The sequence below is a fragment of the Streptomyces sp. NBC_01255 genome (assembly GCF_036226445.1).
In the GTDB taxonomy this organism is placed as follows: domain Bacteria; phylum Actinomycetota; class Actinomycetes; order Streptomycetales; family Streptomycetaceae; genus Streptomyces.
In genome coordinates, this window is the sequence record NZ_CP108474.1 from 764,863 (window position 1) to 791,214 (window position 26,352).

Consider the following 26,352-nt stretch of genomic DNA (forward strand, 5'->3'; position numbering starts at 1 on the left):
CGGGGGGCCGGGCCGGGCGGGCCGGGGTCAGTCCCGCAGTCGCCGGAGGACGGACCGCATCGCCCGTTCCACGGCAGCGCGGGAGGCGTCGGTCGGGTCGACCAGTTCGAAGCTGTGGTGGCCCAGCGGTACGTCGACGAGGTCGACCTCCACCCCGTTCTTCGCGGCGGCGTCCAGGAAGTCCTGGACCGTCGCCGCGAAGGCGGGGTGTTCGCGTCCGGCCCGGGTGAGGACGACCGGCGGCCCGCCCGGCTCGGTACCGACAGCGTCGACCGGCCGGAAACGGGACTCGACCGCGCCCCAGCCGGGCAGCGGCGCGAGGGCGGGGTAGCTCGCCGCGACGCATCGCAGCCACGGCGGGGGCGCGGCGAGCCAGTCCGCCGCGAGGAGCCCGCCGGTGGAGAAGAACCAGAGGGCGACGCGGTCCCCGTCGACGCGCGGGTCTGCGCGGACGAGTGCGACGGCCTCGACGAGGTCCTCGGCGGCCCGCGGATAGTCGGCGAGGCCGTGCAGCCGGTGGTCCAGGGTCACACCGACGACGCCGAGGCTCGCCGCGTAGCGGCCGTATCCGAGGAGGAACGGCGTGTCGCGCGGGGTGGGGTGCTGGTCGGGGGCGATCGGTCCGCCGTGGACGAAGACCACGGCCGGCTGAGGACGGTCTCCGTCCTCGCCGGCTGTCGGCAGGTGGAGGTCGATCCGTCCCCGCCGTTCGCGCGGCGCCTCGGGCACGTCCAGGAGGAACGGCAGGAGGTGCGTGGGCTGTTCGGGTACGCGGGCGCGCTCGGGGGCGCTCACCTGGTGGCCCTCTCCGGCCGCCGCGCGGAGGAGCGTCTCCGCGAGCTCCCCGGGGACGGAGAGCATCGGCCAGTGCCCGGTGGCCAGTTCGAGGAAGCGGATCCCGGCGTCGGCGAGCGCCCGGAACTGCGGCGGGCCCGATTCCACCAGCATCTCGACGAGGTCGATGCTCGATCCGTTGGCGGTGCACAGGACGCCCGTGACCGGCAGGGCGGAGGCCGCACCGGTCAGGCGCAGCGGCTGTGTGAGCGTGCCCGGCGGCTGCGGGGCGGCGAGCCGCGCCAGGCGGTCCAGCGCTTCGGCGGGGACGCCCTCGGTGCTGCCCCAGCGCGGCCAGGTGTCGCGCGTCGGCGGCGGTACGGGCCCGCTCTCCCCGGTCGGGTCATCCGCCGGCCGGGCCCGGACCTCGGGGTCGGGCACGGAGCGCACGGCAGCCTCCCAGTTCTGCGGGAGCGGTGTGTCGAGGGCGACGATCCGGGCGACGCGCTCCGGACGCCGGTCGGCTGCGCCGAGGACGGGATGGAGACCGTAGCCGTGCCCCACGAGGACGACGTCGGTGTCGGCGATCCCGTCGACCAGCCGCACCAGGTCATCGACGTGCGTCTCCAGATCGGTGCCGGGCCCGGACTCGGCGCGCCGCTCCCCCATGCCGGTGAGCGTCACCGGGTACGCCTCCGCGCCCGCCTCCCGCAACCGTACGGCTGTCGCCTCCCATACCCAGCCTCCGGTGAAGGGGCCCGGCACCAGCACGAACGCGGTCATGATCGTCTCCTCGCGACTCCTGGGCGATGCGTCGCGGCCACGCTAGGAACTCCCCCTGAGGGAGATTCAAGAGCCGCCCGGGTCCGCCACGGACGTAGGGTTCGACTCGTGTTGTCGTCCGACGGGCTGTGGAGCATCGGGGAACTCGCCGAGCGGGCGGGGGTCACCGTGAAGACCGTGCGCTTCTACTCCGACCGGGGTCTGCTCCCCGAGGCGGGGCGCAGCTCCGGCGGGCATCGGCGGTACGGGCCCGAGGCGTTGGACCGGCTGCGGCTCATCCGTTCGCTGCGCGCCCTCGACCTGCCGGTGCCGGAGGTGGAGCGGGTTCTCGAACGGGACGAGGCCCTGGAGGAGGTCGTCTCGGGGCAGTTGCGCGAGGTGAGCTCCCAACTGGCCGCGCTGCGCTGGCGCGAGGCGTCCTTGCGGCTGGTCCAGGACTGCGCGGCCGGGGAACGCGCCGAGCGGCTGCGGCTGGTCGGGGCCGTGGCCATGCCGCCCGACACGGCTGCCCTGGCCCGGTTCTGGCGGCGGACGCTGCCGGTGCGGCTGCCGGCCCGGACCGTGTCGGCGGTCCTCGATTCCGTGGTACCGCGGCCGCCGCGGGAGCCGAGCCCCGCGCAGGTGCTGGCCTTCGCCAGGCTGCACGAGCTGGTCACGGATCCGCGCCTCGACCGGCCGGAGTTCCGGCCGGCACCACCGCTGCCGGACGGGGAGTACCGGCCGACGGTGCTGTACGAGGGCCTTGCCGAGGCGTACGCGCTGGCCGCGTCCTCGACGGCCGTATCCGCCGAAGCCCTCGACTGCTTCGCCGCCGCCTACGCGAAGGCGCTCGGCAGCCGCGACACTCCCGCCTTCCGGCGCCGTCTCCTCGGTCTGCTCGCCCGGAACGACGGTCCCGTGATCCGCCGCTACTGGAAGCTCGCCACCGGCCTCTTCGCGCCCGACGAGCCGGTCCTCGGCGCCCTCCACCATCACCTCTCCGTCGCCCTGTACGCCCAGGTCGAGGCCCGGGCCGTCTGACAGGCCCCATCCGCATCGTGGGCACCCGGCGTCCACAAACTGGGCGGCCAGGTGGCGGATCTCGCCGCTCCCCCAACGTCACCGCAGGTCAGAGGCGTACGGAGGGAACGTCAGGTGGCGCAATACTGCGGCAACACCACCCGGGCCCGTCCGCCGCTACGTTCCGTTGCATGCCAGCCGAACCCGCCTCCGCCGCCCTCCCGCTCGCCGCCGCCCGCCGCCGGCGCCTGCGGGCGGACCGGGCGCGGCAGCTCGCCGACCTGCTGCGCCACCAGATCCTTGCGGGTGGCTTCCCCGACGGGATCCTCCCGCTGGAGGACACGCTCGCCGCCGACTTCCGGGCCAGCCGGAACACCGTGCGGCAGGCCCTGGACCTGTTGCGGGGCGAGCAGATCGTGGCCCGGCAGCCGGGGGTCGGCACCGTGGTCGTCTGCGAGAAGTTCCCGCACGGCCTGGAGCGGCTCCAGGGACTGGCCGAGACCCTGCACGAACACGGGAGGGTCACCAACGAGGTCCGCACCATGGGGCCGGTCGGCGCGCCGGGTCCCGTGGCCCACCGGCTCGGCCTGCCCGAGCACGCGGACGTGCTCTGCGTCGAGCGGCTGCGCCGCCTGAACGGGCTGCCGCTCTCCCTCGACCTGTCGTATCTGCCGATGGACATCGGCGGTGAACTGCTGGGCTGCGACCTGGAGAACACGGATGTGTTCCGGCTCCTGGAGCAGCTGACGGGCGGCCCGTTGGGGCACGCCGAGATCACCCTTGAGGCCGTGAACGCCGACGCCCATTCGGCGGCGGTGCTCCAGGCCCCGCGTGGGGCGGCCGTCCTGATGCTGGAACGGCTCACCCATCTGCCGGACGGACGGCCGGTGGACCTGGAGTTCATCCGGTTCCGCGGCGACCGCATCACCATGAGCGGCGTCCTCCGCCGCTCTCTCTGACCCCCACTCGTTCCCGTACACGACCTTTCCTGGAGACAGCCGTGCCTCTCGTCCCCCAGCGCGCCGACGTGCCCGTGACCATCGACGAGTCGAAGTGCATCGACGGCTGCACGCTCTGCGTCGACATGTGTCCCCTCGACTCGCTCGCGATCCGCGAGGACAACGGCAAGGCGTACATGCACGTGGACGAGTGCTGGTACTGCGGCCCGTGCGCCGCCCGCTGCCCCACCGGCGCGGTGACCGTCAACATGCCCTACCTGCTCCGGTGAAAGGCCGAACCCCCATGAACGTCACGAGACTCCGTCCCTTGATCCCCCTGGTCCTGCTGCTGCCGCTGGCCACCGCCTGCGGCAGCTCCGCCGGCGCGGACGGCGGGGGCGACGCGAAGACGGTCACGGTGACCGTCGGGTACCAGTCGAAGACCATCAACACCGTCACCGCCGGCACGCTGCTGCGCTCCCTCGGCTACTTCGAGGAGGAGCTCACGGCCCGCGGGAAGCGGGACGGTGTCACCTACCGGGTGGTGTGGCAGGACTACGCGACCGGGGCGCCGATCACCGCGCAGATGACCGCCGGGAAGATCGACATCGGCTCGATGGGAGACTTCCCGCTGCTGATCAACGCGGCGCGCGGCGTCCAGCTCAAGGAGCGGACCCGGCTGGTCTCGGTGACCGGCTACAACCCGCGCGGTGGGCTCAACACCGTGGTGACGGCGCCGGGTTCGCCGCTCCGCTCCCTCGCCGACCTGCGCGGGAAGAAGGTGTCCACCAGCGTCGGTTCGGCGGCCGACGGCACGCTCGTCCGCGCGCTCCAACGGGCGGGGATCGACCCGGACAAGGGCGTGGAGAAACTCAACCAGCAGCCCAGCGTGGGTGCTTCGGCCCTGACGTCGGGCAATGTCGACGCGCTGTCGCAGTTCGTCGCCTGGCCGGGTCTCCTGGCCTTCCAGGGCAAGGCCACGGCCCTGTACGACGGGGCCGAACTGAACCTGCCGACCTTCCACGGCGTGACCGTCCGGGAGGGGTTCGCGACCCGGCGGCCCGGGGTCCTCGACGACTTCCTGCGGGCCCAGCGGCGGGCGACGGACGAGCTGCGGTCGCGGCCCGTCGCCGCCGCCGAGTCGGTGGCGAAGGAGACCGGCCTCCCCGCCGAGGTGGTCTACCTCTACAACGGCTCCCAGGGCATCGCGACGTTCGACCCGGCCCTCCGCCCGGAGCTGATCGCCGCGCTGAAGAACGACGTGTCGGTGCTGAAGGCCGCCGGTCTGGTGGAGGACGTCGATGTCGACGCCTTCGTCGACGCGGCGCCGCTGCGCCGGGCGGTCCGGGACCCCGCGTACCCGAAGGCGGGCCCGGCCAGGTCCGAGCTGTGGCTGAAGGGGCAGGGCACGACCCGGACGTTCGCGACTCCCGGGGAGCTCCTGAAGGCCGTCGGAGAGGCGGGCCCGGACAAGGTGCGGGCCGCGTACGTGCCGGACGCGGTGACCGGGACGCTCTGGTTCGCCGACCGGGCGGTGTGGGTCACGGACGGTTCCGGACCGCGGGCGTTCGTCACCCGGTCGGGGGCCGAGCGGTACGTCTCCGCTCACGCGGGGGCCCGGATCGTCGGCTACGCGGACGCCCTGCGGGCGGCGTCGTGAGCGGGGGCCGCAGACTCCTTCGGGTCGCCTCGCTCGGCGCCGCCCTCGGGCTGTGGCAGGTGCTGACCGCCCTGGACGTCACGCTGTGGCTGCGGTTCGAGCAGTTCCCCACGGTCGGGGAGGTGGCCTCGGCCCTCGCCGACCGGCTCGGCACCGACACGTACTGGCAGGATCTCGGGCACAGCCTGCGCCGGATCGTCGTGGGCTTCCTCCTCGCCGCGGTGCTCGGCGTGGCGGCCGGGACGGCCGTCGCCCGGTCCCGGTGGGCCGCCGACCTGCTCGGCCCGCTGGTGGAGGTGGTGCGGCCGGTGCCGGCCATCGCCCTGGTGCCGGTGGCGATCCTGCTGCTGCCCACCACCGAGCAGGGCATCGTCTTCATCACCTTCACCGCGGCCTTCTTCCCCGTCCTCGTGTCGACCCGGCACGCGGTGGCCGCGCTCGGCCCGGTCTGGGAGGAGGCCGTGCTCACCATGGGCGGCGGCCGGCTCCGGGTGCTGTTCTCCGTGGTGCTGCCGGGCTCCCTGCCGGGGATCTTCGGCGGCCTCTCGGTCGGCATCGGCGTCTCGTGGATCTGTGTGATCTCGGCGGAGATGATCTCCGGCGAGTACGGGGTGGGCTACCGCACCTGGCAGGACTACACGGTCGTCGACTATCCGGGGGTGTTCGTCGGCATGGCCACCATCGGCGTCCTCGGCTGGCTCACCTCCACCGCGGTCGAGGTGCTCGGCCGCCGTGTCACCGCCTGGCTCCCGCGCCCGGCCGCACGCGGGGCGGCCGGTCCCGTCCGCGCGCCGGGCGGCGCCGCTTCCGCGGCCTTCCGACGTACCCCCGCCGCCGTCCCCCTGGCGGAGAAGGAGCCGGTGTCATGAGTGTCGTGCGTGCCGTGAGTGATGTCAGTGGCGCGAGTACCGTGAGCCCGTCCACCGGTGCGAACCCGCGCCCCGACGCGAGCCCCCGCCCCGGCGCGGAGCTCGCCCTGCACGGCGTACGGCTCGGCCACCCGGGCGGCGTGGCCGTGCCCGCCCCCGCCGGACTGCGGATCCCGCCCGGCGAACTGCTCACCGTGGTCGGTCCCTCCGGCTGCGGGAAGACGACGCTGCTGCGCACCCTCGCCGGGCTGCTGCCGCCGCTCGCCGGGCAGGTCACCCAGGACGGGGAGCCGATCGTCCGGCCGGGCGCCGACCGGGCGCTGGTCTTCCAGCACGACGCCCTGCTGCCCTGGCGTTCCGTCCGCGCCAACGTGGAGCTGCCGCTGGCGATCCGCAGGGTCCCCCGGGCCGAGCGGCGGCGCGCGGCGGAGGAGTGGCTGGAGCGGATCGGACTCGCCGGGCACGCGCACAAGCTGCCGCACCAGCTGTCCGGCGGGCAGCGGCAGCGCGTACAGCTGGCCCGGGCCCTGGCCGGCCGGCCCCGCGCGGTCCTGATGGACGAGCCGTTCGGCGCGCTCGACGCGCACACGCGCGCCGGGATGCAGGACCTGCTCGTGGAGATCCTGCGCGGCACGGGCGCGACCGTCGTCTTCGTCACGCACGACGTCGACGAGGCGCTCCATCTGGGCGACCGGGTCGTCCTGTTCGCGTCCGGGGAGGTCCTGGACGTGCCGCACCCGCGGTCGCGGGACGCCCGCCACGCTCCGGCCACGGCCGCGCTGCGCCGCCGCGTCCTCGACTCCCTCTGACTGAAAGTCCCTGCGAAAGGCATCCCGTGAGCACTCCCCTCGCCGACCACGGCCCCGCCCTCGGCGGCCCCGCCCTCTCCATCCCGGCCCTCGCCGACGCGACCGAGCTCACCTGTGACGTGCTCGTCGTCGGCGGCGGTACGGCCGGCACCATGGCCGCGCTGACCGCGGCCGAGCGCGGTGCGAACGTGCTGCTCCTGGAGAAGGCGCACGTGAGGCATTCGGGGGCCCTGGCCATGGGCATGGACGGGGTGAACAACGCGGTCGTCCCGGGCCGGGCCGAACCCGACGACTACGTCGCCGAGATCACCCGCGCCAACGACGGTCTCGTCGACCAGTCCACCGTCCGGCAGACGGCGACCCGCGGCTTCGCGATGGTCCAGCGGCTCGAGTCGTACGGGGTGAAGTTCGAGAAGGACGAGCACGGCGAGTACGCGGTCCGCCAGGTGCACCGGTCCGGCTCGTACGTGCTGCCGATGCCGGAGGGCAAGGACGTCAAGAAGGTCCTCTACCGGCAGCTGCGGCGGCGGGAGATGCGGGAGCGGATCCGGATCGAGAACCGGGTGATGCCGGTGCGGGTGCTCACCCACCCGGACGACGGCCGGGCCGTCGGAGTCGCCGGATTCCACACCCGTACAGGGGAATTCGTCACGGTCCGGGCGGGTGCGGTGATCCTCGCCACCGGGCCCTGCGGTCGGCTCGGCCTGCCGGCCTCCGGGTATCTGTACGGGACGTACGAGAACCCGACGAACGCGGGTGACGGCTACGCGATGGCGTACCACGCGGGAGCCGCGCTCACCGGGATCGAGTGCTTCCAGATCAACCCGCTGATCAAGGACTACAACGGTCCCGCCTGCGCCTACGTCGCCAACCCCTTCGGCGGGTACCAGGTGAACCGGCACGGCGAGCGGTTCGTGGAGTCGGACTACTGGTCGGGGCAGATGATGGCCGAGTTCGCGACCGAACTCGCCTCCGACCGGGGCCCGGTGTACTTGAAACTGAGCCATCTGCCGGAGGAGACCATCGGCGCCGTCGAGTCGATCCTCCACACCACGGAGCGGCCGACCCGGGGCACCTTCCACGAGGGGCGCGGACACGACTACCGGACCCACGACATCGAGATGCACATCTCGGAGATCGGTCTGTGCGGCGGCCATTCGGCCTCCGGGGTACGGGTGGACGCCCATGCCCGCACGACCGTGCCCCGGCTGTACGCGGCCGGCGACCTGGCCTCCGTACCCCACAACTACATGATCGGCGCGTTCGTCTTCGGCGACCTGGCGGGCGAGGACGCGGCACGGTACCGGACGTACGAAGGGGAGCTTCCGGCGGACCAGTTGGCCGCCGCGCACGAGCTCGTCTACCGGCCGCTACGGAACCCCGAGGGCCCGCCGCAGCCCCAAGTCGAGTACAAGCTGCGGAGGTTCGTGAACGACTACGTGGCGCCGCCGAAGACCGGGGCGAAACTCTCCCTGGCGGTGGAGGCGTTCACCCGGATGTCGGAGGAGATCGCCGGCATGGGGGCACGCACGGCTCACGAGCTGATGCGGTGCGCGGAGGTGAGCTTCATCCGGGACTGCGCCGAGATGGCGGCGCGGGCGTCGCTGGCGAGGACCGAGTCGCGGTGGGGGCTCTACCACGAGCGTCTCGACCATCCGGAGCGGGACGACCAGGACTGGCTGCACCACCTCGATCTGCGCAAGTCCCCTTCCGGGACGATGGAGTTCACGGCGCGGCCGGTCGAGCCGTACGTGGTGCCGGTGCCGGAGTTCGCACCGCCGGCGGGTCCCGAGCGGCCGCTCGGGGAGGTCGCGCTCGTACCGGTGGCGACGGCCGGGCCGCGGGACGGGGCGCCGACGGCCCGCAAGGCCACGACGGCGACCGCAACCACGACCACGCCCGCGTCGCCGGACCCGGCAGGGCATGCCGGTGCCCCGGACCCCCATCTCCCCCTGCTTCGCCTCCTCGCGCTCGTCGAGGAGTCCCCCGACCTGGCGGCGCTGCGGCCCTACCTCGACGACGCCGACCCGGCGGTCCGGGCCGCCGCCGTCACCGCGCTCGGGGAGACCGCTCCGGCCGGGGCGGGGCCGGCGCTCGCGGCGCATCTGGCGGACGCGGCGCCGCGGGTACGGGCGGCCGCCGCGGCCGCGCTGCGCGAGCTGGTCGAGGTCCTGCCGGCCGATCCGCCGCTCGCGGCGGGTCTGCGGGAGGCGCTCGGCGTGCCCGACCCGGCGGTGCGCACAGCGGCGCTGGACGTCCTGCGGGCCCTGCGGCTCGGTGACCCCGCGCTGTACGCGGCCTCGCTCGCCGACGCCGACGTCGAGGTCCGTATCCAGGCCGTCCGGGCGCTGGTCTCGGTGGACGCGGTCGAGGAGCTCGCGGGGGCGGCCGCCGATCCGGCCCGCGAGGTGCGGGTCGCGGTGGCCCGTGGTCTCGCCGCCGTGCGCGCCCCCGCCCCGAAGCCGCTCGACCCGCTGCTCGACGACCCCGACCCTCTGGTCAGGGGGGCCGCGCTGGCCGCGCTGGCGGGTACGGGCTGCCCGCCGGAGTACGCGGCGGCCGCGGTGGCGGCACTCGCCGATGCCGCCTGGCAGGTCCGGGCCGGCGCGGCGACCGCGCTGCGGGCCGCACCGCCCGAGCCGGCGGTTCCCGCGCTCGCCGGGGCCCTTCGCAGCGACGCGAACGCGGACGTCCGCAAGGCGGCCGTCCTCTCCCTGCTCGCGCACGGCGCCGAGCCGGCGGCCCGCGCGGCCCTCGCCGGGGCGGCCGACGACCCCGACGCCGACGTCCGCGCCTACGCCTCGCGCGTGCCGGTGAGCGGGAAGCCGTAGCCGAGGGCCGTGCGCGCACCCGCGTGTGTGGTGATCGGCGGCACATGGGTGAACGCGCGCATGCGGGGCCGCCAGGCGGGGAAGGGGCGCGGGGCGGTGTCGGGAGACCCGCTGTGGACGGTGGACCGAGGAGATGGTGGGAGTGACGGTGAGCGCGGAGGCAGTGGGCGCGCCGTGCTGGCTGAATCTGGCCGCGCGCGATCTCGACGCGGCGGAGCGGTTCTACGGGGCCGTGCTCGGCTGGACGTTCCGCCGGGGCGCTCTCGGCGACGAGTACGCGGTGGGCGAGCGGGACGGGGTGCCGGTGGCCGGGATCGCGGCGGTGGCCGCCGAGATGGCGGTGCCGGTGGCCTGGACGGCGTTCTTCGCGGTGGACGACGCCGACGCGGCGGTGGCGCGGATCCGGGAGCGCGGGGGCACGGTCGGCGTGGGGCCGGTCGCCTTCCCACCCCGGGGGCGCGCGGCGCTCGCCACGGACCAGGAGGGCGCCCAGTTCGCGGTGTGGGAGGGGCGGCTGATCTCGCGGTGGCGCGTGGACGAGCAGACGGCACCGGCCTGGCTCGAACTGCACACGCGGGACGCGTTCGACGCCGCCGTGTTCTACGGCGGGGTGCTCGGCTGGGCGGACGGGAGCCCGTCCGGCGTCGAGGTCTCGTACGAGGAGGACCAGGTGGTGCTGCGGTGGCACGGCGAGGCCGTCGCCCGCCTGAACAGCGGCCCGGTCGAGTCCGCCTCGCCCCGGCCGCAGCTGCGTCCCCGCTGGCTCGTACGGTTCCGGGTGCCGGATCTGGAGACCGCGACGGCCGCGGTCGTGAAGCACGGCGGTTCGGTGGTGCCGGGCGGCGAGTGGGGCGGGGTGCGCGCCCCGGACGGCGCCGACCGGCATCGTACGGTCGTACGAGACCCGGACGGCGCGCTGTTCACGCTGGACACCGGGGCGAACTGACCGGTTTCACAGGGGATTTCCGAAGCCGGAGACCCCCAGCCCCTCGTCGGCGAGCGCATGGGCGAGGCGCGTCGTCTCCCACACGTACCGGAAGAGCAGCGTGATCGCGCGGCTACCGCAGGGCGGCGCGCGGAGCGCCCTCGGATCCGGCGTCGGTCCCGGATCCGGCGTCGGTCCCGGTACCGGACGGGCCGTCCGCGCCCGTCGCCGGGGCCTTCGCCGGGATCAGCGCGGCGACGACCGCGGCGACCAGGCCGACCCCGGCACCGATCATCATGGCGGCGCGGAAGCCGCCCTCGGAGGGCAGGACGTGGCCGCCGAGCGTGGTGGTCATCTGGGCGAGGACGACGCCGATGACGGCCGCCGACACGGAGGTGCCGATGGACCGCATCAGGGTGTTGAAGCTGTTGGCCGACGCCGTCTCCTCCTGCGGCACCGCGCCCATGATGAGCGCCGGCATCGCCCCGTAGGCGAGCCCCACTCCCGTGTTGCAGATGAGCGTCACGACGAGCAGGCCCCAGGTGGAGCCCATCAGCGCGAGGGAGGAGGCGTATCCGGCGGAGATGACCAGGGCGCCGAGGGAGAGGGTGACCTTGGGGCCGCGGGCGGCCGACAGCTTGGCGCCGAGCGGGGCCAGGGCCATCATCATCAGTCCCGCCGGGGCCATCCAGAGGCCCATCGCCATCATCGACTGGCCGAGGCCGTAGCCGGTGGCCTCGGGCAGCTGGAGCAGCTGCGGGACGACCAGCGACTGCGCGTACATGGCGAAGCCGACGAGCACTGAGGCCGCGTTGGTCAGGAGGACGACGGGGCGGGCGGTGACGCGCAGGTCGACCAGCGGGTCACGGGTCCGCAGCTCCCACGCGCCCCAGGCGAGCAGGACGACGGCCGAGCCGCCGAAGAGGCCGAGGGTGGTGCCGCTGCCCCAGCCCCAGGTCGCGCCCTTGGAGACGGCGAGCAGCAGGGCGACGAGTCCGACGCCGAGGCCGAGGGCGCCGGGCACGTCGAAGCGCCCGGGGGCGGGGTTGCGGGGGCCCGCGGGCACGACGCGCCAGATCAGGAGGCCGACGAGCAAGCTGAAGGCGGCGGCGACCCAGAAGAGGACGCGCCAGCTGGCGTTCTCGGCGACGGCGGCCGAGAAGGGCAGGCCGAGGGCGCCGCCGACGCCCATGGAGGCGCTCATCAGGGCGATGGAGCCGCCGAGCTTCTCGGGCGGCAGGACGTCCCGGAGGAGGCTGATGCCGACGGGCACGACGCCCATGCCGAGGCCCTGGAGGCCGCGTCCGACGATCATCGGGACGACGGAGGAGGCGAGCGCGCAGACGACGGATCCGGCGATCAGCGGAACGACCGAGGCGAGCAGGACGCGGCGCTTGCCCAGGGTGTCGCCGAGGCGTCCGGCGACGGGGGTGGCGACGGCCGCGGCGAGCAGGGTGGCGGTGATCACCCAGGAGGCGTTGGACGGGGCGGTGTCGAGAAGTTTCGGCAGGTCGCCGATGAGCGGCACCACCAGGGTCTGCATGAGTGCGGCCACGATGCCCGCAAGGGCGAGGACGCCGACGACGCCTCCGGTGCGGGCTTCGGGCTTGGAGCCGTCCACGGGTTCTCCCTCGGTTTTCCACAGTGAATGATGTGCATCATGCACAGCTCTTGCGTTATACACAAGTCGTGCACGATGCACATCACGTCGCCACGAGAGAGAATGCCCCCATGGACAAGCCCGTGGACAAGCCCACTCACCTGGTCGAGTTCGAGACCATGCTGCTCGGCCGGCACGCCCACCTGTACGCGCCCCGCTCCCGCGCCGCCGGCGGTCACCTCGACCGCAGCGCGTACGTCCTGCTGAGCCGCATCCGCATGCACGGGCCGATGTCCATCGGACAGCTCACCGACGCCTTCGGCCTCGACGCCTCCACCCTCAACCGGCAGACCGCCGCCATGCTCCGCGCCGGGGTCGTCGAGCGCATCCCCGACCCCGACGGCGGCATCGCCCGCAAGTTCCGCATCACGGAGGAGGGCGAGCACCGGCTCGACGCCGACCGGGCGTCGAACATCGAGGGCCTGGAGCGGGTCATGGAGCACTGGTCGCCGGAGGACGTGGCCCGTTTCGCCGGCTTCCTCGAACGCTTCAACCGGGACATCGAGCGCCTGGAGGGCCGCCCCTGGCCCCGCCCCTGACGGGGAACCGCCTCCCGATTCCCCCCTCGACCGAGCACCCCTGCGGGGCCCGTGGCCGATCCGGCCACGGGCCCCGCTTCCGTCGGATCCCTTTACGGGCGGGCCGCACAGCGGTAACTTCCGGCCACGCAAGATGTTTCTGAAAGTTTCCGACTGCGTTTCCAAAGGACCTCACAGCCCGTCAGGGGGCGAGCTCCGACCGGTGACGCGGCGGCCCTGCCTGGAGATTCAGATGACACGCACCCGCAGACGGCTGCCGGCCCGCCCGGTCGCCGCACTGGCGGCCGCCGCCGGCGTTCTCGGCCTGGTGGTCGCCTCGCCCCCCGGCGGGACCTCCCCCCGCACCGCACCGGTCGCGGCCGCCGCCGACAACACGGCCACGGTCTTCTACTGGACGAAGACGAAGAACTGGGCCCTCCACAACCTCCATTACGCGCCCGACGGCGGGTCCTGGACCACGGTCCCCGGCGTCGCCATGGAGGCCGCCTGTACGGACTGGGTGAAGAAGACCGTGACCCTCGGCACGGCCGCGGGCCTCCAGGCCACGTTCAACAACGGCAGCGGCACCTGGGACAACAACGGCGGCAGGAACTACGCCCTCGGCACCGGCGCCATCACCGTCAAGGACGGGGTCGTCGCGCACTCCGACCCCTGCGCCGGAACCGAGCCGACCCCGACGCCCACTCCGTCAGCATCTGCCAAGGCCACGGTCTACTACTCGACCGAGGCGCTCGGCTGGTCCACCGTCAACGTCCACTACCAGCCCGCGGGCGGCGCCTGGACGACCGCCCCCGGCGTCGGCATGCAGGCGGCGTGCGCCGGGTGGTGGAAGCGGGAGGTCGACCTCGGGACAGCCGCCTCCCTCAAGGCCGCCTTCAACAACGGCAACGGCACCTGGGACAACAACCGCGGCTCGGACTACACGATCGGTACGGGCGTCAGCACCGTACGGAACAACGTGGTGACGGCGAACGCGTCCGACCCGTGCGCCGCCGCCGTGCCCGACACCCAGGCCCCGACGGCGCCCACCCGGGTCACCGCCGCCGCCGACGGCGTCTCCGTCCTGCTCACCTGGGATCCCGCCATGGACGACCGCGGGGTGACGAGGTACCAGGTGACCCGGTCCGGCGGCAGTGGCGGCACGGTGGTGACCGACGTCGGCTCCACCGTCTTCTCCGACACCGGACTCGCCGAACGGACCACGTACAGCTACACGGTGAAGGCCGTGGACGCCGCGGGGAACGTCTCCGCGGCCTCGGCCGCCGCGACCGCGACCACGGGCGACAAGCCGCAGACCCCCGCCGCCGGGAAGCCGCTCGGCACCGATCCGCGCAAGGACCCGATCTACTTCGTCCTCACCGCCCGCTTCAACGACGGCGACCCGTCGAACAACCGCGGCGGGAGCCAGCACACCAAGTCCGGCAACGCGGCCAACGACGACCCCATGTTCCGGGGCGACTTCAAGGGCCTCGTCCAGAAGCTGGACTACGTCAAGGGCCTCGGCTTCTCGGCGATATGGGTCACCCCGGTGGTCCTCAACCGCTCGGACTACGGCTACCACGGCTACCACGGCTACGACTTCTACAAGGTCGACCCGCGCCTGGAGTCCGCCGGAGCCTCCTACCAGGACCTGATCGACGCCGCCCACGCCAAGGGCATGAAGATCTACCAGGACGTCGTCTACAACCACTCGTCCCGCTGGGGCGCCAAGGGCCTGTTCGTACCCACCGTGTACGGCGTCCGGGACAGCCAGTGGAGCTGGTACTACGACGAGAAGCAGCCCGGCTTCGAGTACGACGGCCTGACGGTCGACGCCAAGTCCGGTAAGTCATACTACAACGGCGACCTGTGGTCGACGGCCGAGCCGACCGGCAACACCTGCGTCAACTGGGGCAAACTGACCGGCGGGAAGAGCGCGGAGGGCTACATCGTCTACAACTGCCAGTGGCCGAGCCCCACGTCCGGCATGTTCCCGAAGAACCTCTTCCACCAGTGCTGGATCGGCAACTGGGAGGGTGAGGACTCGCGTTCCTGCTGGCTGCACGAGGACCTCGCCGACTTCAACAGCGAATCCCCCGCCGTGCAGAACTACTTGATCGGCGCCTACAACAAGTACATCGACATGGGCGTCGACGGATTCCGCGTCGACACCGCCGTGCACATCCCCCGCACCACCTGGAACCGCCGCTTCCTGCCCGCGATCCAGGAGCGGGTGACGCAGCGTCACGGAGCGGAGGCCGCACGGAACTTCTTCGTCTTCGGCGAGGTCGCCGCCTTCGTCAACGACAAGTGGAACCGCGGCTCGGTGAACCACTCGGCGCAGTTCTTCACCTGGAAGGAGCGCAAGGAGTACGACGCCGACGACGCCAAGGCCGCCCTGGAGATGTACGACTACGAGCAGCAGCAGGGCACGGGAAGCCAGCCCACCTCCACCAACGCCTTCCTCGACGGGAACACCTACCACGCCCCCGACCACAGCCGCTTCTCCGGCATGAACGTCATCGACATGCGCATGCACATGAACTTCGGTGACGCGTACAACGCCTTCTCCAACGGCAAGGACTCGGACGACAGCTACAACGACGCCACCTACAACGTCGTCTACGTCGACAGCCACGACTACGGCCCCAACAAGTCCAGCGAGCGGTACACGGGCGGCACCGACGCCTGGGCCGAGAACATGTCGCTGATGTGGACCTTCCGCGGCATCCCGACGCTGTACTACGGCTCGGAGATCGAGTTCCAGAAGGGGAAGAAGATCGACTGCGGGCCGTCCTGCCCGCTCGCCACCACCGGCCGCGCGTACTTCGGCGACCACGTCGCCGGCTCCGTCACGGCCTCCGACTTCTCCCAGGTCTCGTCGGCCTCCGGGGCCGTGGCCACCACGCTCCAGCAGCCCCTGGCGCGGCACGTGCAGCGGCTCAACCAGATCCGCCGGGCGATCCCGGCCCTCCAGATGGGCCAGTACTCCACCGAGGGCATCCAGGGCGGCATGGCGTTCAAGCGCCGCTACACCAGCGGCACGACGGACAGCTTCGCCCTCGTCACGATCTCGGGCGGCGCCACCTACACGGGCATCCCGAACGGCACGTACACCGACGCCGTCACGGGCGACGTGAAGACCGTCACCAACGGAACGCTCTCGGTCGGCGCGCCCGGCAAGGGCAATCTCCGGGTGTACGTCCTGAACGGCCCCGGCAGGATCGGAGCCGCGGGCCCGTACCTGAAGTAGCGGACACCGTACGGGGCGGGGGCACCCGCCCCGTACGGTCACTCCCGCCCCGCACCCAGGGGCGTGCGGTGCAGGGTGACGAGGAGGAGCCAGACCCGCCCGGCGACACCGGTGGGGGTGCCCTCGACAAGGCCGTGCAGCCAGTCGGCGAGGACTCCCGCGAAGGTCGCGGCCACGGCCGAGGCGATCAGTTCCGGCTCGGGAGCACCGACCAGGGTGCGCTCGGCGAGGCTGCGGGCCCGCAGGTCGTGATGGAGCACGCGCCCGAGCGGGCCGCCACCGCCCGGGCTCAACAGGGCTCGGTAGAGGGGGGCGTGCGGGGCGAGGCCCTCGAAGAAGGCGGTCAGCGCGGGCGGCGGGACCGCCGGGTCGGGGACGCCGCGCCAGGCGTGCAGGGCGTCCACCGCGTCCCGGACGACGTCGGCGCAGGCATCGACGGCCAGCGCCTCCAGGTCGGCGTAGTGGACGTAGAAGGTGGCACGGCCGACCCCGGCCCTGCGGACCAGCGCGGCGGTGGTGACCTCCGCCAGTGGACGTTCCACGCACTCGTCGAGGAGTGCTTGTCGCAGCTTGGCCCGCGTACGGGCGGCCCGGGGGTCCCCCGGCGCCGCGCCCCCCGGCGCCGCACCCCCCGGCGCCGCGTCTCCCGGCATCGGGGTCACCGGCTCAGCAGCACGGCGGCGAGGGCCAGCGCGCCGGGCAGCGCCTGGGCGACGAAGATGCGGCGGTTCGCGGTGGCACCGCCGTACAGGCCCGCGGCGACCACGAAGGCCAGGAAGAACACCGTGACCCTGAACCCCGTCGGATCGTCGGCGACGAGTCCCCAGACGAGGCCGGCGGCCAGGAAGCCGTTGTAGAGGCCCTGGTTGGCGGCGAGCGGCGCGGTGGCGCGGGCCATGTCGGCGTCGAAGCCCGACAGCGCGCGGCCCGGCTTCCGCTCCCACAGGAACATCTCCAGAACCAGGATGTACGCGTGCAGGGCAGCCACCAGGCCCACCAGCACGTTCGCCGTCGTCTCCATCATTCTCTCCTCACCACACACACTTCCTGGACAGCTGTCCATCATACATGGACACCTGTCCAGGAAATCTCGCTCTTTTGACGCTGTTCGGTCAATAGTGCGTAACGCGAACGGGCTTCTCGGACAGAATGCTTCCTTCCGCCTCGCGAGTCTGGGATCTTGCGTCCACCCCACACATCACAGGGCCCGGCGGGCGCCACACGCGCCACCGGGTCATCGGAGGACGCATTGTTTTCCCAGATATCCAGCCGGTTGAGACTCTCGGCCATCGCCGTCGCGACCCTCGGTACGACCGTGGCGCTCGCCGCTCCCGCCGGATTCGCCCAGGCAGCACCGTCGGACACCGCGCCCGTCGCGGCCCGTTCGGCGGGGGCGACACAGGCCACCACGGCGCAGACCGCCCCCTCGACCGCCGCCGCACCGGCGGCCTGGGCCGCGGGCACCCGCGCCTACCTCGTGATCACCGCGCCGGGCGGCACCTCCGCCGTCAGCGGCGCCGTGACGAGCAACGGCGGTTCGGTCTTCGCCACGTACGACGCGATCGGCGTGATCGTGGCGCACTCGACATCCGCGTCGTTCGCCTCGTCGATGCGCACGGTCGGCGGCGTCCAGCAGGTCGGGGCGACCCGTACGTCCGACGTCCCGGCCGACGCCTACAGCCCGGCCCTCCCGGCCAACCCGTCGCAGTCCACGACGACGCTGACGGAGTCCAACCGCTGGGACATGACGCAGATCAAGGCCGACCAGGCCTGGGCCGTCACCACCGGTTCGGCGTCGGTGAAGGTCGGCGTCCTCGACACCGGCGTTGACGACCAGCACCAGGACATCGCGCCCAACTTCAACGCCGCCGACTCGGCGTCCTGCGCCTACGGCAAGGCGGACACCCGCGCCGGCGCCTGGCGTGACGTCGGCACCCACGGCACGCACGTCGCGGGCACGATCGCGGCGGCGAAGAACAGCAAGGGCGTCATCGGCGTCGCGCCGGGCGTGAAGATCTCCTCGGTCCGCATCGCGGAGCCGACGAGCAGCCTGTTCTTCGCGGAGAACACGATCTGCGGCTTCATGTGGGCCGGTGACCACGGCTTCAAGGTCACCAACAACAGCTACTACACGGACCCGTGGGCGTTCAACTGCCCGGACAACGTGGACCAGGCCGCCATCATCGAGGGCGTCCGCCGCGCCCAGGCGTACGCCGAGGGCAAGGGCTCGCTCCAGGTGGCCGCCGCCGGCAACTCCAACTACGACCTGGCGAACAAGACGACCGACTCCGAGTCCCCCAACGACTCGACGCCGGTCACCCGCACCATCACCAATGCCTGCATCGACATCCCGACGGAGCTCCCGGGCGTCGTGACCGTCGCCGCGCAGGGCAACGGCGGCGCCAAGGCCTCGTACTCGAACTTCGGCAACAGCGTCATCGACATCGCGGCCCCCGGCGGCGACGGCGCCTCCGGTGTCTACTCGACGCTCCCGGGCGGCAAGTACGGCAACATGAACGGCACGTCGATGGCCTCCCCGCACGTGGCGGGCGTCGCCGCGCTCATCGCGAGCGTGAACCCGACGTTCACCCCGGCGCAGATCCGGGACCAGCTCGGCGTCCAGGCCACGGACCGCGCGTGCCCCTCGGACACCCGCTGCACCGGCACCACCACCAAGAACGGCTTCTTCGGCGAAGGCGCGGTCGACGCCCTGAAGGCCGTCGGGGGCACCACCCTGCCGCCCGGCGCGTACTTCGAGAACCTGAACGACTTCACCATCACCGACAACGGGACGGTGGAGAGCCCCATCACGGTCAGCGGGCAGACGGGCAACGCCCCGGCGACCCTCAAGCTCGGCGTGGACATCAAGCACACGTACATCGGTGACCTGAAGGTCGACCTGGTGGCCCCGGACGGCACCGTCTACACGGTGCACAACAGGACCGGCAGCGGTACGGACAACATCGTCCAGACGTTCACCGTCAACGCCTCGGCGGAGGTCGCCAACGGTGTCTGGAAGCTTCGCGTGAACGACAACGCGAGCCAGGACACGGGCAAGATCGACGCCTGGAACCTGACCTTCTGACACGGCGGTTCCGTCAGCGCGTGACCCCTTGACGGGGCCGGAGTCCACTGGGCTCCGGCCCCGTTCGCGTGCCCGCGGGAAAAAGTCCGTACCGAGGGGTAGGCCTGCCCCGGACCCTTGCTATACGTTCCGTCTAACAAGTCTGCTAGACGCAGCGTCTAATAAGCGCCCGATCCGCCGGCCACGCGATCCAAGGAGCCGCACCATGGCAAGCAGCACCGTCCGCCCGGAGCCCGAGGATCAGTACGACAACTCCACGGCCGAGCGACTGCTCCGGTCCGCTGCGAAGCTGTCGTACGACCCCGCCGTCGACGTCGACTGGGACACCCCGCTCGACAAGGACTTCCACGGCCAGAGCCCCGAGTGGAACTCCCTCTACGGCACCGCGTACTGGAACGAGATGACCGAGGAGCAGCGCAAGGAGCTGACCCGGCAGGAGACCGCCTCGGTGGCGAGCACCGGCATCTGGTTCGAGATGATCCTCCAGCAGATGGTGCTCCGCGACATCTACCGCATGGATCACACCGATCCGCGGTTCCAGTGGGCCCTCACGGAGATCGCCGACGAGTGCCGGCACTCGATCATGTTCGCCCGGGGCTCCGAGAAGCTCGGCGCGCCCGCGTACCGGCCCAAGCGGGCCGTGCTGGAACTCGGCCGCTTCATGAAGACCGTCGGCTTCGGCGAAGCCGCGTACGCCGGCATCCTCGTCGCCGAGGAGGTCCTCGACGTCATGCAGCGCGACTGGATGCGCGACGAGCGGGTCGTCCCCTTCGTGCGCACCATCAGCAACATCCATGTCGTCGAGGAATCCCGGCACATGAAGTTCGCCCGGGACGAGACGCGCCGCAACCTCGCCCGCGCGAGTAGGGCGCGCCGCCGCTTCCAGGCCCTCGTGGTCGCCATCGCCGCGTACTACATCATCACCAGCCTGGTGAACCCGGAGGTGTACGTGCGGGCCGGACTCGACCCCGAGCGGGCCCGCCGCGAGGCGGCCGCCAACGAGCACTACAAGGCACAGCTGCGCGCCAGTTGCTCCGGACTGATGGAGTTCCTGGCCGACGTCGGGATGCTGACCCGGCCCGCCATGTTCTTCTACCGGCGCGCCCACCTCGTCTGACCCCTCCGAGCCGAGCGCCTCCGAGCCGAGTAGAGCAGAGCCGACGACATGACCTACGCGATCACCCAGACCTGCTGCAACGACGCGACCTGCGTCGCCGTCTGCCCGGTCAACTGCATCCATCCGACGCCCGGGGAACCGGACTTCGGCACCACGGAGATGCTGTACATCGACCCCAAGGCCTGCATCGACTGCGGCGCCTGCGCCGACGCCTGCCCCGTCGACGCGATCTTCCCGGCGGACCGCCTCACCGGACGGCTGCGGGAGTACGAGGCGATCAACGCGGACTACTACGCCGACCGGACGCCCGAACCGGCCGTGGCCTCGCCCAACTTCCACTCCTGGGGCGCCCCTTCCTTCCCCCGCTCGCTGCCCTCCGACTTCGCCCCGCTGCGCATCGCGGTCGTCGGCACGGGCCCCGCCGGCATGTACGCCGCCGAGGACCTGCTGCTGCACACGAACGCCGAGGTGACGCTGATCGACCGGCTCCCGGTCGCCGGCGGTCTCCTCCGCTACGGCGTGGCGCCGGATCACCCGGCGACCAAGGGCGCCGGGGAGGCCTTCGCCCGCTTCCACTCCCACCCCCGCGTCCGGCTGCGGCTGGGCGTGGAGATCGGCCGGGACGTCTCCGTCGAGGAACTCGCCGCACACCACGACGCGGTGATCTACGCGGTGGGCGCGCCCGCCGACCGGCGGCTCGGCATCCCCGGCGAGGATCTGCCGGGCAGCGTCGCCGCCACCTCCGTCGTCTCCTGGTACAACGCCCACCCCGAGACCGGCGCGGACGCGGTCGACGTGTCGGCCGGGCGGGTCGTGATCGTGGGCAACGGCAACGTGGCCCTCGACGTCGCCCGCGTCCTCGTCATGGACCCCGACGCCCTCGCCGCCACCGACATCGCCGACCACGCCCTCGCCGCGCTGCGCGGCACGCGGGTGCGGGAGGTGGTGCTGCTGGGCCGCCGGGGCCCCGAGCACGCGGCGTACACGTCGTCCGAACTGCTCGCCCTGAAGCACCTGTCGGGGGTGGAACTGCTCGTCGACGACCGGGACCCGCGGACCGGGGAGACGATCGACACGGCCGCGCCCGGGGACAGGGCCGCGCTCCTGCGGGACGTGCCCCGCGAGGCGGTGGACTGGACACGGGAGCCCGCGCGGGACCGGCGCAGGATCGTCCTGCGCTTCCACTCGGCGCCGGTCGAGGCACTCGGGACGGAGCGGGTACGGGCGGTCCGGGTGACGGGGAGCACGGAGGACGGAGCGCCGGCAGCCACGGAGATCGGGGCGGGCCTGCTCGTCCGGGCGATCGGCTACCGCGGTGTGCGTCTGGCGGGGCTGCCCTTCGACGAGGCCACCGGCACCGTGCCCCACGAGGCCGGACGGGTCACCGGACTGCCCGGCGGCTATGTCGTCGGCTGGATCAAGCGGGGGCCCTCCGGGGGCATCGGGGCCAACCGGGCGTGCGCGGAGGAGACGGTCGGGACGCTGCTCGCGGACGCGGTCGCGGGCGCGCTGCCCTCCCCTACGGGCACGCCGCAGGCCTTCCGCAAGCTGGTGCGGAGCCGCAGCGCCGGTCTCGTCGACGCGCGCGGTCTCGCGGCCATCGACCGTGCCGAGCGGGCACGGGGCCGGGACGCCGGGCGCCCCCGGGTCAAGCTGGCGACGGTGCCGGAACTCGTCGCGGCGGCGCGGGGCAAACGGTGGCGCAGGCCGGTGTGACGCGTGGGGTGTCCGGCCCGGGACGGCGGGCCGGTACGGCTCAGACGGCGACGGTCGGGGACTGCCGGACCAGGATCGCGTTGAGCCGGACGGCGAAGGGGACGACGTCCGTCAGCTCCAGGGTGGTGGCCTCGGCCTTCGGCAGCTCGACGGTCACGTCGACGCAGAAGGCGAGGGCGTAGATGTCCTCCCCGGTCTCCTCGTCCTGGAGGGCGAAGAACAGGTCCCGGTAGAAGCGGGTGCGCTGCTCGGACTCCTCGTAGAAGGAGAGTCCGGGCTGCCCCTCCTGCCCGGCGAGGCCGGTGAAGGCCTCGACGAGCTCGCGCTCGACGGTCCCCCAGAACCCCGCCTCCGCGTACTCCGGGGGAAGGGCCTGCCGGACGGCCTCCTTCAGCGAGAGGACCATGACGAGGACGGGGGCGTGCTCCTGGAGCCCCCAGCCCCGGACCTGCCGCACGACGGTGGTGTCGGGTACGGCCGCGGCCGCGGCCCGTATCGCCTCGAAGTCGAAGTTGACGGTCGCGGGCGCGATCGCCTCCTGGAACACCCGGTCGATGGACCGGGCCCGTTCGAGATGGTCCGGTCCCACCTCGACGACGGTCCTGAAACTGGCGGCCAAAGCTCCTCCTGCGTGATCTCGATGATCAGGAGGGGTCAGTATGCCGAGGCGCCCCCGCCCCGGTGAGGGCCGTCCGCCGTGCGGACAGCGCCGGCACGGAAGGGTCGTACGGCGTCAGGACCGGCCGCGGGGCTTTCCGCCCTTGCCGCGGCCGGTTCCGCCCGCACCGCCGCTCTTGGCTCCGCCCGCGCCGCCGCTCTTGGCGCCGCCCTTGCCGCCGCTCTTGGCTCCGCCCTTGCGGGCCGCAGCGGGCTTGCCGCCACCGCGCGCGCCTCCGCCGCCGCCCGGCTTGGCGGACCTGCCGGGCTTCTGGTCCTTCCTCGGCTGCTTCTGCCCCTTCTGGGCCTCGGCACGACGGCCCCGGGTGCTGTTCACGGTCCGGCCGCGCACGATCCCGATGAACTCCTCCACCAGGTCGGGTGCCTCGTCGGCCGCCACCCACGACAGGGCCACGCGCGACTGCGGGACGTCGTTGAGCGTCCGGTACGTGAGGTCCTTGCGGTGGTGGAGCCGGGCGAGGGACTGCGGGACGGCGACCACGCCGACGCCCGCCGCGACGAGCTCGACCGCGTCGGCCGTCGTCTCGGGGCGCTCGTTCGCGGGGCGGCCCGGCGGCTGCTCCCAGCCGAGGGTGTCGTCGAGGGGGTGCAGGACGAGCTCGTCGGCGAGGTCCGACGCCCAGATCTCCTCGACCTCCGCGAACAGGTGGTCCTTGGGGACGACGACGACCGTGGTCTCCGTGTAGAGCGGGATGGCGCTGAGGTCGTCCCGGTCGACGGGCAGCCGGACGAGACCCGCGTCCGCGGCCCCGTCCCGGAGCGCGCCGAAGGCCTCGGCCGGGTCCAGGGCGACGAGGGTCAGCGGCACGTCGGGCAGGCGCTCGTTCCAGATCCGCACCCACTTCGCGGGCGTCACTCCCGGGACGTACGCGAGCCGGAAGGCAGGGGAAGCCGAAGCGGAGGAGGGGGAAGCGGCGGGGGAATCCGTGGGGGATTCCGCGGGGGAAACGTCCGAGCCTGTCACCCCGCAAGGCTACCGGTAGCGGACGTGGTCGGAGGTCGCCCGCATGCTCGATACCCTTGGCACCATGACGTCGCACCAGAACGCCCAGACGATGAAGCCCGCGACCGCGGCGAAGAAGCTGGGTGTGTACCTCGAAGCCACCCCCGCCGAGTTCCAGGAGGGGGTCGTCTCGCGCGCCGAGCTGACCGAGCTCCAGGCCAACCCGCCGGCCTGGCTCCAGGAGCTGCGCAAGAACGGCCCGCACCCCCGCCCGGTCGTCGCCAACAAGCTCGGCGTCTCCATCGCCGGTCTCGCCCGCGGCGGCATCACCGAGCCGCTCACCACCGAGCAGATCGACGCGATCAAGGACGAGCTCCCCGCGTGGCTGCGGAAGGAGCGGGCCACGCAGTCGGAGGTCCGCGCGGAGACCGTCCGCATCAAGGAGCGGGACGCGGAGCGGGCGCGCCGCGACCAGAGCGCCTGACACCCCCTTCTTCCTCCACCGGCCCGTACCGAAGCGATTCGGTACGGGCCGGTGTGGCGTGCGGGCGGGTGCGGGAGGCATGTCCCCATGAGTGACACGAGCACCGCCTCCGAGCCCCCAGTCGTCGTCGGCGTGGACGGCTCCGAGCACAGCCTCCGCGCCCTGGAGTGGGCCCTGGATGCCGGGGAGCGCCTCGGCGCGCCCGTCGTGGTGGCCCATGTCCGCTCCGACGCGCTCCAGCTCGGGTCCGCCCGGATCGCCTCCCTGGGCAAGGAACCGGAGCTGCCCGACACCCTGCTGAACGCGGTCAGGACCGTCGTGGAGGAGCGCGGGCACACCGTTCCCGTCCGGTACGTGTCCCTCGACGGGACCGTCGCCGACGCGCTGCCGGCGGCCGCGCGGGGCGCGCGACTGCTGGTGACCGGCTCGCGGGGGCACGGCGGCTTCGTGACGCTGCTGCTCGGCTCGACCAGCCGCACGCTGGCGATGACCGCGCCCTGCCCGCTCGTGGTCGTGCCGCACGAGGCGCGGACCGTCGGGGCGCCGGGCGCCCCGGACAAGGGGCGGGTCCTGTTGGGCCTGCACCCCGAGGAGACCCCGGACGAGGTGCTGGCCTTCGCCTTCGAGACGGCGCAGGGTCGGGGCGTACCGCTGGAGGTCGTGACCGCCTTCCGGATGCCCCCGCAGCCCGGGGCGCTGCTCGCGGCCCCGTCTCCGGCGCTCCAGGTGCCGCCGCCGCTGCCGGAGGCCGACGACTCGGCGGAGCTGCTGCGGGAGGCGGGGCGGGAGCAGGAGGAGCGGCTGCGGCCCTTCGCGGAGCGGTGGCCGGATGTCAGGCTGGTTCCGTCCGTCGTGCCGGGGGACGCGGCGGGGCGGCTCGTGGAGGGTTCGCGGGATGCCGGTCTGGTGGTCGTGGGACGGCACCACCGGCACCGGATCGGCTCGCTGCTCATCGGATCGGTCGCCCATGCGGTGCTGCACCACGCGCACTGTCCGGTCGCGGTGGTCCCCCCGCCGGGGACATGACAGTCCGTGGCCGGCCGGTGCGCTCTTTGTCGTGCGGAGAGGTCTGCTGGTAGAAGGGGGTCATGTCCACACCAGACGAGGCCGCCGCGGCGCGCCGCAACGTCCAGCCGCCCCCTGCCCAGGCCTCGCTCGGCGCGGGCGTCGTCGTGACCGACGCGTCCGGCCGGGTCCTCCTCGGGCTGCACCGGTCCGGCGTGTGGGAGCTGCCGGGCGGCAAGGTCGAGCCGGGCGAGTCCGTGGAGGACGCGGCGGTGCGCGAGCTCGCCGAGGAGACGTCGCTCGTCGCGGACGCCGCCGACGTGGAGGTGCTGGGGCTGATCCTGGACTCGGTCACCTCGGCGGAGCTGACCCGGATGACCGTGGCCACGGTGGTACGCGGCTTCCGCGGCACGCCGGCCGTCACGGAGCCGGACAACATCGAGCGCTGGGCGTGGACGGACCCGGACCACCTGCCGACGGCGCTGTTCGTGCCCTCGGGCCAGGTCCTGAAGATGTGGCGTCCCGGACTTCCGGTGCCCGACGGCCCGTTCCACCGCTACGCGATGAGCCGCCTGCCCCGCTGACCCCGCCGTCGGCCGGTGCTCGGCCCGCGCTCAGCCGGTGAGGGTGCGGGCGAGCCGGAACCCCACGTCGTCGATGCGGAGGGTGGGGTGGCTGCGGCGCCGTACGGAGGCGCGGCAGCTCCAGTGCTCGTCGAACCAGCCGCCGCCGCGCAGCACCCGGTAGCCGCCGTAGACCTCGGCGTCGTAGACGTCCCAGCACCACTCCCAGACGTTGCCGAGCATGTCGTGGAGCCCCCAGTCGTTGGGGCGGCGCCCGCCGGTCTCGTGGAGCCGCTCCGCGGAGTTCCCCCGGTGCCAGGCGATCTCGTCGAGCGGCCCGTACCGCGCCTCCGTGGTGCCGGCGCGGCAAGCGTGCTCCCATTCGGCCTCCGTGGGCAGCCGGTAGCCGTCGGCGTTCCCGTCCCACTCGGCCCCGTCCGGGTCGCCGTCCGGGTCGCCGTCCGGGATCCGGTACGCGGGGGTGAGTCCCTCGCGGTCGGAGAGGGCGTTGCAGAAGCGGACCGCGTCCCCCCAGGACACCCCTTCCACCGGGAGCCGGTCACCGTGCGCGGTGCTCGGCCGCTCCCCCGTGACCCGCTCGTAGAGCTCCTGGGTGACCGGGTGGACGGCCAGGCCGTACGCCGGGAGGTCGACCGTCCAGCGTCGCTCCGTGCGCCGGTCGGACAGCGTGACCCGGCCCGCCGGGACGGCGATGATCCCGTGCTCCGCGCTCGTCTTCATG

The 26,352-nt window shown here is 73.0% G+C and carries 23 protein-coding genes; 16 read left to right on the forward strand and 7 right to left on the reverse strand.

Annotated features, from left to right (window positions below; translation table 11 throughout):
• Positions 1 to 27 precede the first annotated feature (27 nt).
• Positions 28 to 1,557: an alpha/beta fold hydrolase gene (locus OG357_RS03160; RefSeq protein ID WP_329619642.1), complete on the reverse strand. Its 1,530-nt coding sequence runs from the start codon at positions 1,555 to 1,557 to the stop codon at positions 28 to 30.
• A 111-nt stretch (positions 1,558 to 1,668) separates the two neighbouring features.
• On the opposite strand from OG357_RS03160, the gene OG357_RS03165 reads away from it, so the two are divergent.
• From OG357_RS03165 to OG357_RS03200, 8 genes are all read left to right on the forward strand, one after another.
• A complete protein-coding gene (locus tag OG357_RS03165; protein WP_329625472.1) occupies positions 1,669 to 2,577 on the forward strand; it encodes a MerR family transcriptional regulator in 909 nt (302 codons plus the stop codon).
• Between the two features lie 170 nt (positions 2,578 to 2,747).
• On the forward strand, positions 2,748 to 3,515 hold the full coding sequence (locus OG357_RS03170) for a GntR family transcriptional regulator (RefSeq protein ID WP_317601608.1): 768 nt from the start codon (positions 2,748 to 2,750) through the stop codon (positions 3,513 to 3,515).
• 41 nt (positions 3,516 to 3,556) lie between these two features.
• Positions 3,557 to 3,784 carry a 4Fe-4S dicluster domain-containing protein gene (locus tag OG357_RS03175; RefSeq protein ID WP_125741086.1) on the forward strand — a complete coding sequence of 76 codons (228 nt, stop codon included), beginning with the start codon at positions 3,557 to 3,559 and terminating at the stop codon, positions 3,782 to 3,784.
• Between the two features lie 14 nt (positions 3,785 to 3,798).
• On the forward strand, positions 3,799 to 5,154 hold the full coding sequence (locus OG357_RS03180) for an ABC transporter substrate-binding protein (RefSeq protein ID WP_329619643.1): 1,356 nt from the start codon (positions 3,799 to 3,801) through the stop codon (positions 5,152 to 5,154).
• Positions 5,151 to 6,023: an ABC transporter permease gene (locus OG357_RS03185; protein WP_329619644.1), complete on the forward strand. Its 873-nt coding sequence runs from the start codon at positions 5,151 to 5,153 to the stop codon at positions 6,021 to 6,023. The genes OG357_RS03180 and OG357_RS03185 overlap by 4 nt, the downstream gene beginning before the upstream one ends.
• Positions 6,020 to 6,832 (forward strand): ABC transporter ATP-binding protein, encoded by an 813-nt coding sequence (locus OG357_RS03190; protein WP_329619645.1) that lies wholly within the window; start codon positions 6,020 to 6,022, stop codon positions 6,830 to 6,832. Before OG357_RS03185 ends, OG357_RS03190 begins: the two co-directional genes overlap by 4 nt.
• A gap of 26 nt (positions 6,833 to 6,858) precedes the next feature.
• The gene (locus tag OG357_RS03195; protein ID WP_329619646.1) at positions 6,859 to 9,663 is read left to right on the forward strand and encodes a fumarate reductase/succinate dehydrogenase flavoprotein subunit; all 2,805 of its coding nucleotides are present in this window, start codon (positions 6,859 to 6,861) and stop codon (positions 9,661 to 9,663) included.
• A 133-nt stretch (positions 9,664 to 9,796) separates the two neighbouring features.
• Positions 9,797 to 10,609, forward strand: coding sequence for a VOC family protein (locus OG357_RS03200; protein ID WP_329619647.1), 813 nt, complete (start codon positions 9,797 to 9,799; stop codon positions 10,607 to 10,609).
• A 112-nt stretch (positions 10,610 to 10,721) separates the two neighbouring features.
• On the opposite strand, the gene OG357_RS03205 is transcribed toward OG357_RS03200, so the two are convergent.
• Entirely contained in the window at positions 10,722 to 12,209 is a 1,488-nt protein-coding gene (locus OG357_RS03205; RefSeq protein WP_329619648.1) for an MFS transporter, read from the reverse strand.
• Between the two features lie 110 nt (positions 12,210 to 12,319).
• Here OG357_RS03205 and OG357_RS03210 point away from each other — a divergent pair, with 110 nt between their 5' ends.
• Positions 12,320 to 12,787 (forward strand): MarR family winged helix-turn-helix transcriptional regulator, encoded by a 468-nt coding sequence (locus tag OG357_RS03210; RefSeq protein WP_329619649.1) that lies wholly within the window; start codon positions 12,320 to 12,322, stop codon positions 12,785 to 12,787.
• A 232-nt stretch (positions 12,788 to 13,019) separates the two neighbouring features.
• Positions 13,020 to 16,019 (forward strand): carbohydrate binding domain-containing protein, encoded by a 3,000-nt coding sequence (locus OG357_RS03215; protein ID WP_329619650.1) that lies wholly within the window; start codon positions 13,020 to 13,022, stop codon positions 16,017 to 16,019.
• 38 nt (positions 16,020 to 16,057) lie between these two features.
• On the opposite strand, the gene OG357_RS03220 is transcribed toward OG357_RS03215, so the two are convergent.
• Complete coding sequence (locus tag OG357_RS03220) at positions 16,058 to 16,672, reverse strand: TetR/AcrR family transcriptional regulator (protein WP_329619651.1); 615 nt, start codon at positions 16,670 to 16,672, stop codon at positions 16,058 to 16,060.
• Between the two features lie 5 nt (positions 16,673 to 16,677).
• Positions 16,678 to 17,040, reverse strand: a complete 363-nt coding sequence (locus OG357_RS03225; protein WP_329625473.1) for a DUF1304 domain-containing protein — start codon at positions 17,038 to 17,040, stop codon at positions 16,678 to 16,680.
• A gap of 267 nt (positions 17,041 to 17,307) precedes the next feature.
• Here OG357_RS03225 and OG357_RS03230 point away from each other — a divergent pair, with 267 nt between their 5' ends.
• The 3 genes from OG357_RS03230 to OG357_RS03240 all read left to right on the forward strand — a co-directional run bounded on the left by OG357_RS03230 (position 17,308) and on the right by OG357_RS03240 (position 21,937).
• Positions 17,308 to 19,104, forward strand: coding sequence for a S8 family serine peptidase (locus tag OG357_RS03230; RefSeq protein ID WP_443066791.1), 1,797 nt, complete (start codon positions 17,308 to 17,310; stop codon positions 19,102 to 19,104).
• 205 nt (positions 19,105 to 19,309) lie between these two features.
• Positions 19,310 to 20,221 (forward strand): AurF N-oxygenase family protein, encoded by a 912-nt coding sequence (locus tag OG357_RS03235; protein WP_329619652.1) that lies wholly within the window; start codon positions 19,310 to 19,312, stop codon positions 20,219 to 20,221.
• Positions 20,222 to 20,269: 48 nt separating this feature from the next.
• Positions 20,270 to 21,937: an FAD-dependent oxidoreductase gene (locus OG357_RS03240; protein ID WP_329619653.1), complete on the forward strand. Its 1,668-nt coding sequence runs from the start codon at positions 20,270 to 20,272 to the stop codon at positions 21,935 to 21,937.
• Between the two features lie 40 nt (positions 21,938 to 21,977).
• On the opposite strand, the gene OG357_RS03245 is transcribed toward OG357_RS03240, so the two are convergent.
• Both OG357_RS03245 and OG357_RS03250 read right to left on the reverse strand, forming a co-directional pair.
• Positions 21,978 to 22,556 (reverse strand): Type-2Aa cytolytic delta-endotoxin, encoded by a 579-nt coding sequence (locus OG357_RS03245; RefSeq protein ID WP_329619654.1) that lies wholly within the window; start codon positions 22,554 to 22,556, stop codon positions 21,978 to 21,980.
• Positions 22,557 to 22,670: 114 nt separating this feature from the next.
• Positions 22,671 to 23,471 carry a LysR family transcriptional regulator substrate-binding protein gene (locus tag OG357_RS03250; protein ID WP_329619655.1) on the reverse strand — a complete coding sequence of 267 codons (801 nt, stop codon included), beginning with the start codon at positions 23,469 to 23,471 and terminating at the stop codon, positions 22,671 to 22,673.
• Between the two features lie 172 nt (positions 23,472 to 23,643).
• On the opposite strand from OG357_RS03250, the gene OG357_RS03255 reads away from it, so the two are divergent.
• The 3 genes from OG357_RS03255 (at position 23,644) to OG357_RS03265 (ending at position 25,631) form a co-directional block, all read left to right on the forward strand.
• Positions 23,644 to 24,042, forward strand: a complete 399-nt coding sequence (locus OG357_RS03255; protein ID WP_329619656.1) for a DUF5997 family protein — start codon at positions 23,644 to 23,646, stop codon at positions 24,040 to 24,042.
• 87 nt (positions 24,043 to 24,129) lie between these two features.
• Positions 24,130 to 25,068, forward strand: a complete 939-nt coding sequence (locus OG357_RS03260) for a universal stress protein (protein WP_329619657.1) — start codon at positions 24,130 to 24,132, stop codon at positions 25,066 to 25,068.
• Between the two features lie 62 nt (positions 25,069 to 25,130).
• Positions 25,131 to 25,631: a nucleotide triphosphate diphosphatase NUDT15 gene (locus tag OG357_RS03265; protein ID WP_329619658.1), complete on the forward strand. Its 501-nt coding sequence runs from the start codon at positions 25,131 to 25,133 to the stop codon at positions 25,629 to 25,631.
• A gap of 30 nt (positions 25,632 to 25,661) precedes the next feature.
• Here the strand turns inward: OG357_RS03265 and OG357_RS03270 are convergent, their stop codons facing one another.
• Positions 25,662 to 26,351 carry a formylglycine-generating enzyme family protein gene (locus OG357_RS03270; RefSeq protein WP_329619659.1) on the reverse strand — a complete coding sequence of 230 codons (690 nt, stop codon included), beginning with the start codon at positions 26,349 to 26,351 and terminating at the stop codon, positions 25,662 to 25,664.
• Position 26,352: the final 1 nt, after the last annotated feature.

Coding starts and splice junctions, on each gene's coding strand:
- OG357_RS03210 (WP_329619649.1), top strand. CDS start 12,320: ATGGACAAGCCCGTGGACAAGCCCACTCACCTGGTCGAGTTCGAGACC.
- OG357_RS03240 (WP_329619653.1), top strand. CDS start 20,270: ATGACCTACGCGATCACCCAGACCTGCTGCAACGACGCGACCTGCGTC.
- OG357_RS03255 (WP_329619656.1), top strand. CDS start 23,644: ATGACGTCGCACCAGAACGCCCAGACGATGAAGCCCGCGACCGCGGCG.
- OG357_RS03215 (WP_329619650.1), top strand. CDS start 13,020: ATGACACGCACCCGCAGACGGCTGCCGGCCCGCCCGGTCGCCGCACTG.
- OG357_RS03235 (WP_329619652.1), top strand. CDS start 19,310: ATGGCAAGCAGCACCGTCCGCCCGGAGCCCGAGGATCAGTACGACAAC.
- OG357_RS03260 (WP_329619657.1), top strand. CDS start 24,130: ATGAGTGACACGAGCACCGCCTCCGAGCCCCCAGTCGTCGTCGGCGTG.
- OG357_RS03180 (WP_329619643.1), top strand. CDS start 3,799: ATGAACGTCACGAGACTCCGTCCCTTGATCCCCCTGGTCCTGCTGCTG.
- OG357_RS03270 (WP_329619659.1), bottom strand. CDS start 26,351: ATGAAGACGAGCGCGGAGCACGGGATCATCGCCGTCCCGGCGGGCCGG.
- OG357_RS03190 (WP_329619645.1), top strand. CDS start 6,020: ATGAGTGTCGTGCGTGCCGTGAGTGATGTCAGTGGCGCGAGTACCGTG.
- OG357_RS03220 (WP_329619651.1), bottom strand. CDS start 16,672: ATGCCGGGAGACGCGGCGCCGGGGGGTGCGGCGCCGGGGGGCGCGGCG.
- OG357_RS03170 (WP_317601608.1), top strand. CDS start 2,748: ATGCCAGCCGAACCCGCCTCCGCCGCCCTCCCGCTCGCCGCCGCCCGC.
- OG357_RS03200 (WP_329619647.1), top strand. CDS start 9,797: ATGGTGGGAGTGACGGTGAGCGCGGAGGCAGTGGGCGCGCCGTGCTGG.
- OG357_RS03225 (WP_329625473.1), bottom strand. CDS start 17,040: ATGGAGACGACGGCGAACGTGCTGGTGGGCCTGGTGGCTGCCCTGCAC.
- OG357_RS03160 (WP_329619642.1), bottom strand. CDS start 1,557: ATGACCGCGTTCGTGCTGGTGCCGGGCCCCTTCACCGGAGGCTGGGTA.
- OG357_RS03265 (WP_329619658.1), top strand. CDS start 25,131: ATGTCCACACCAGACGAGGCCGCCGCGGCGCGCCGCAACGTCCAGCCG.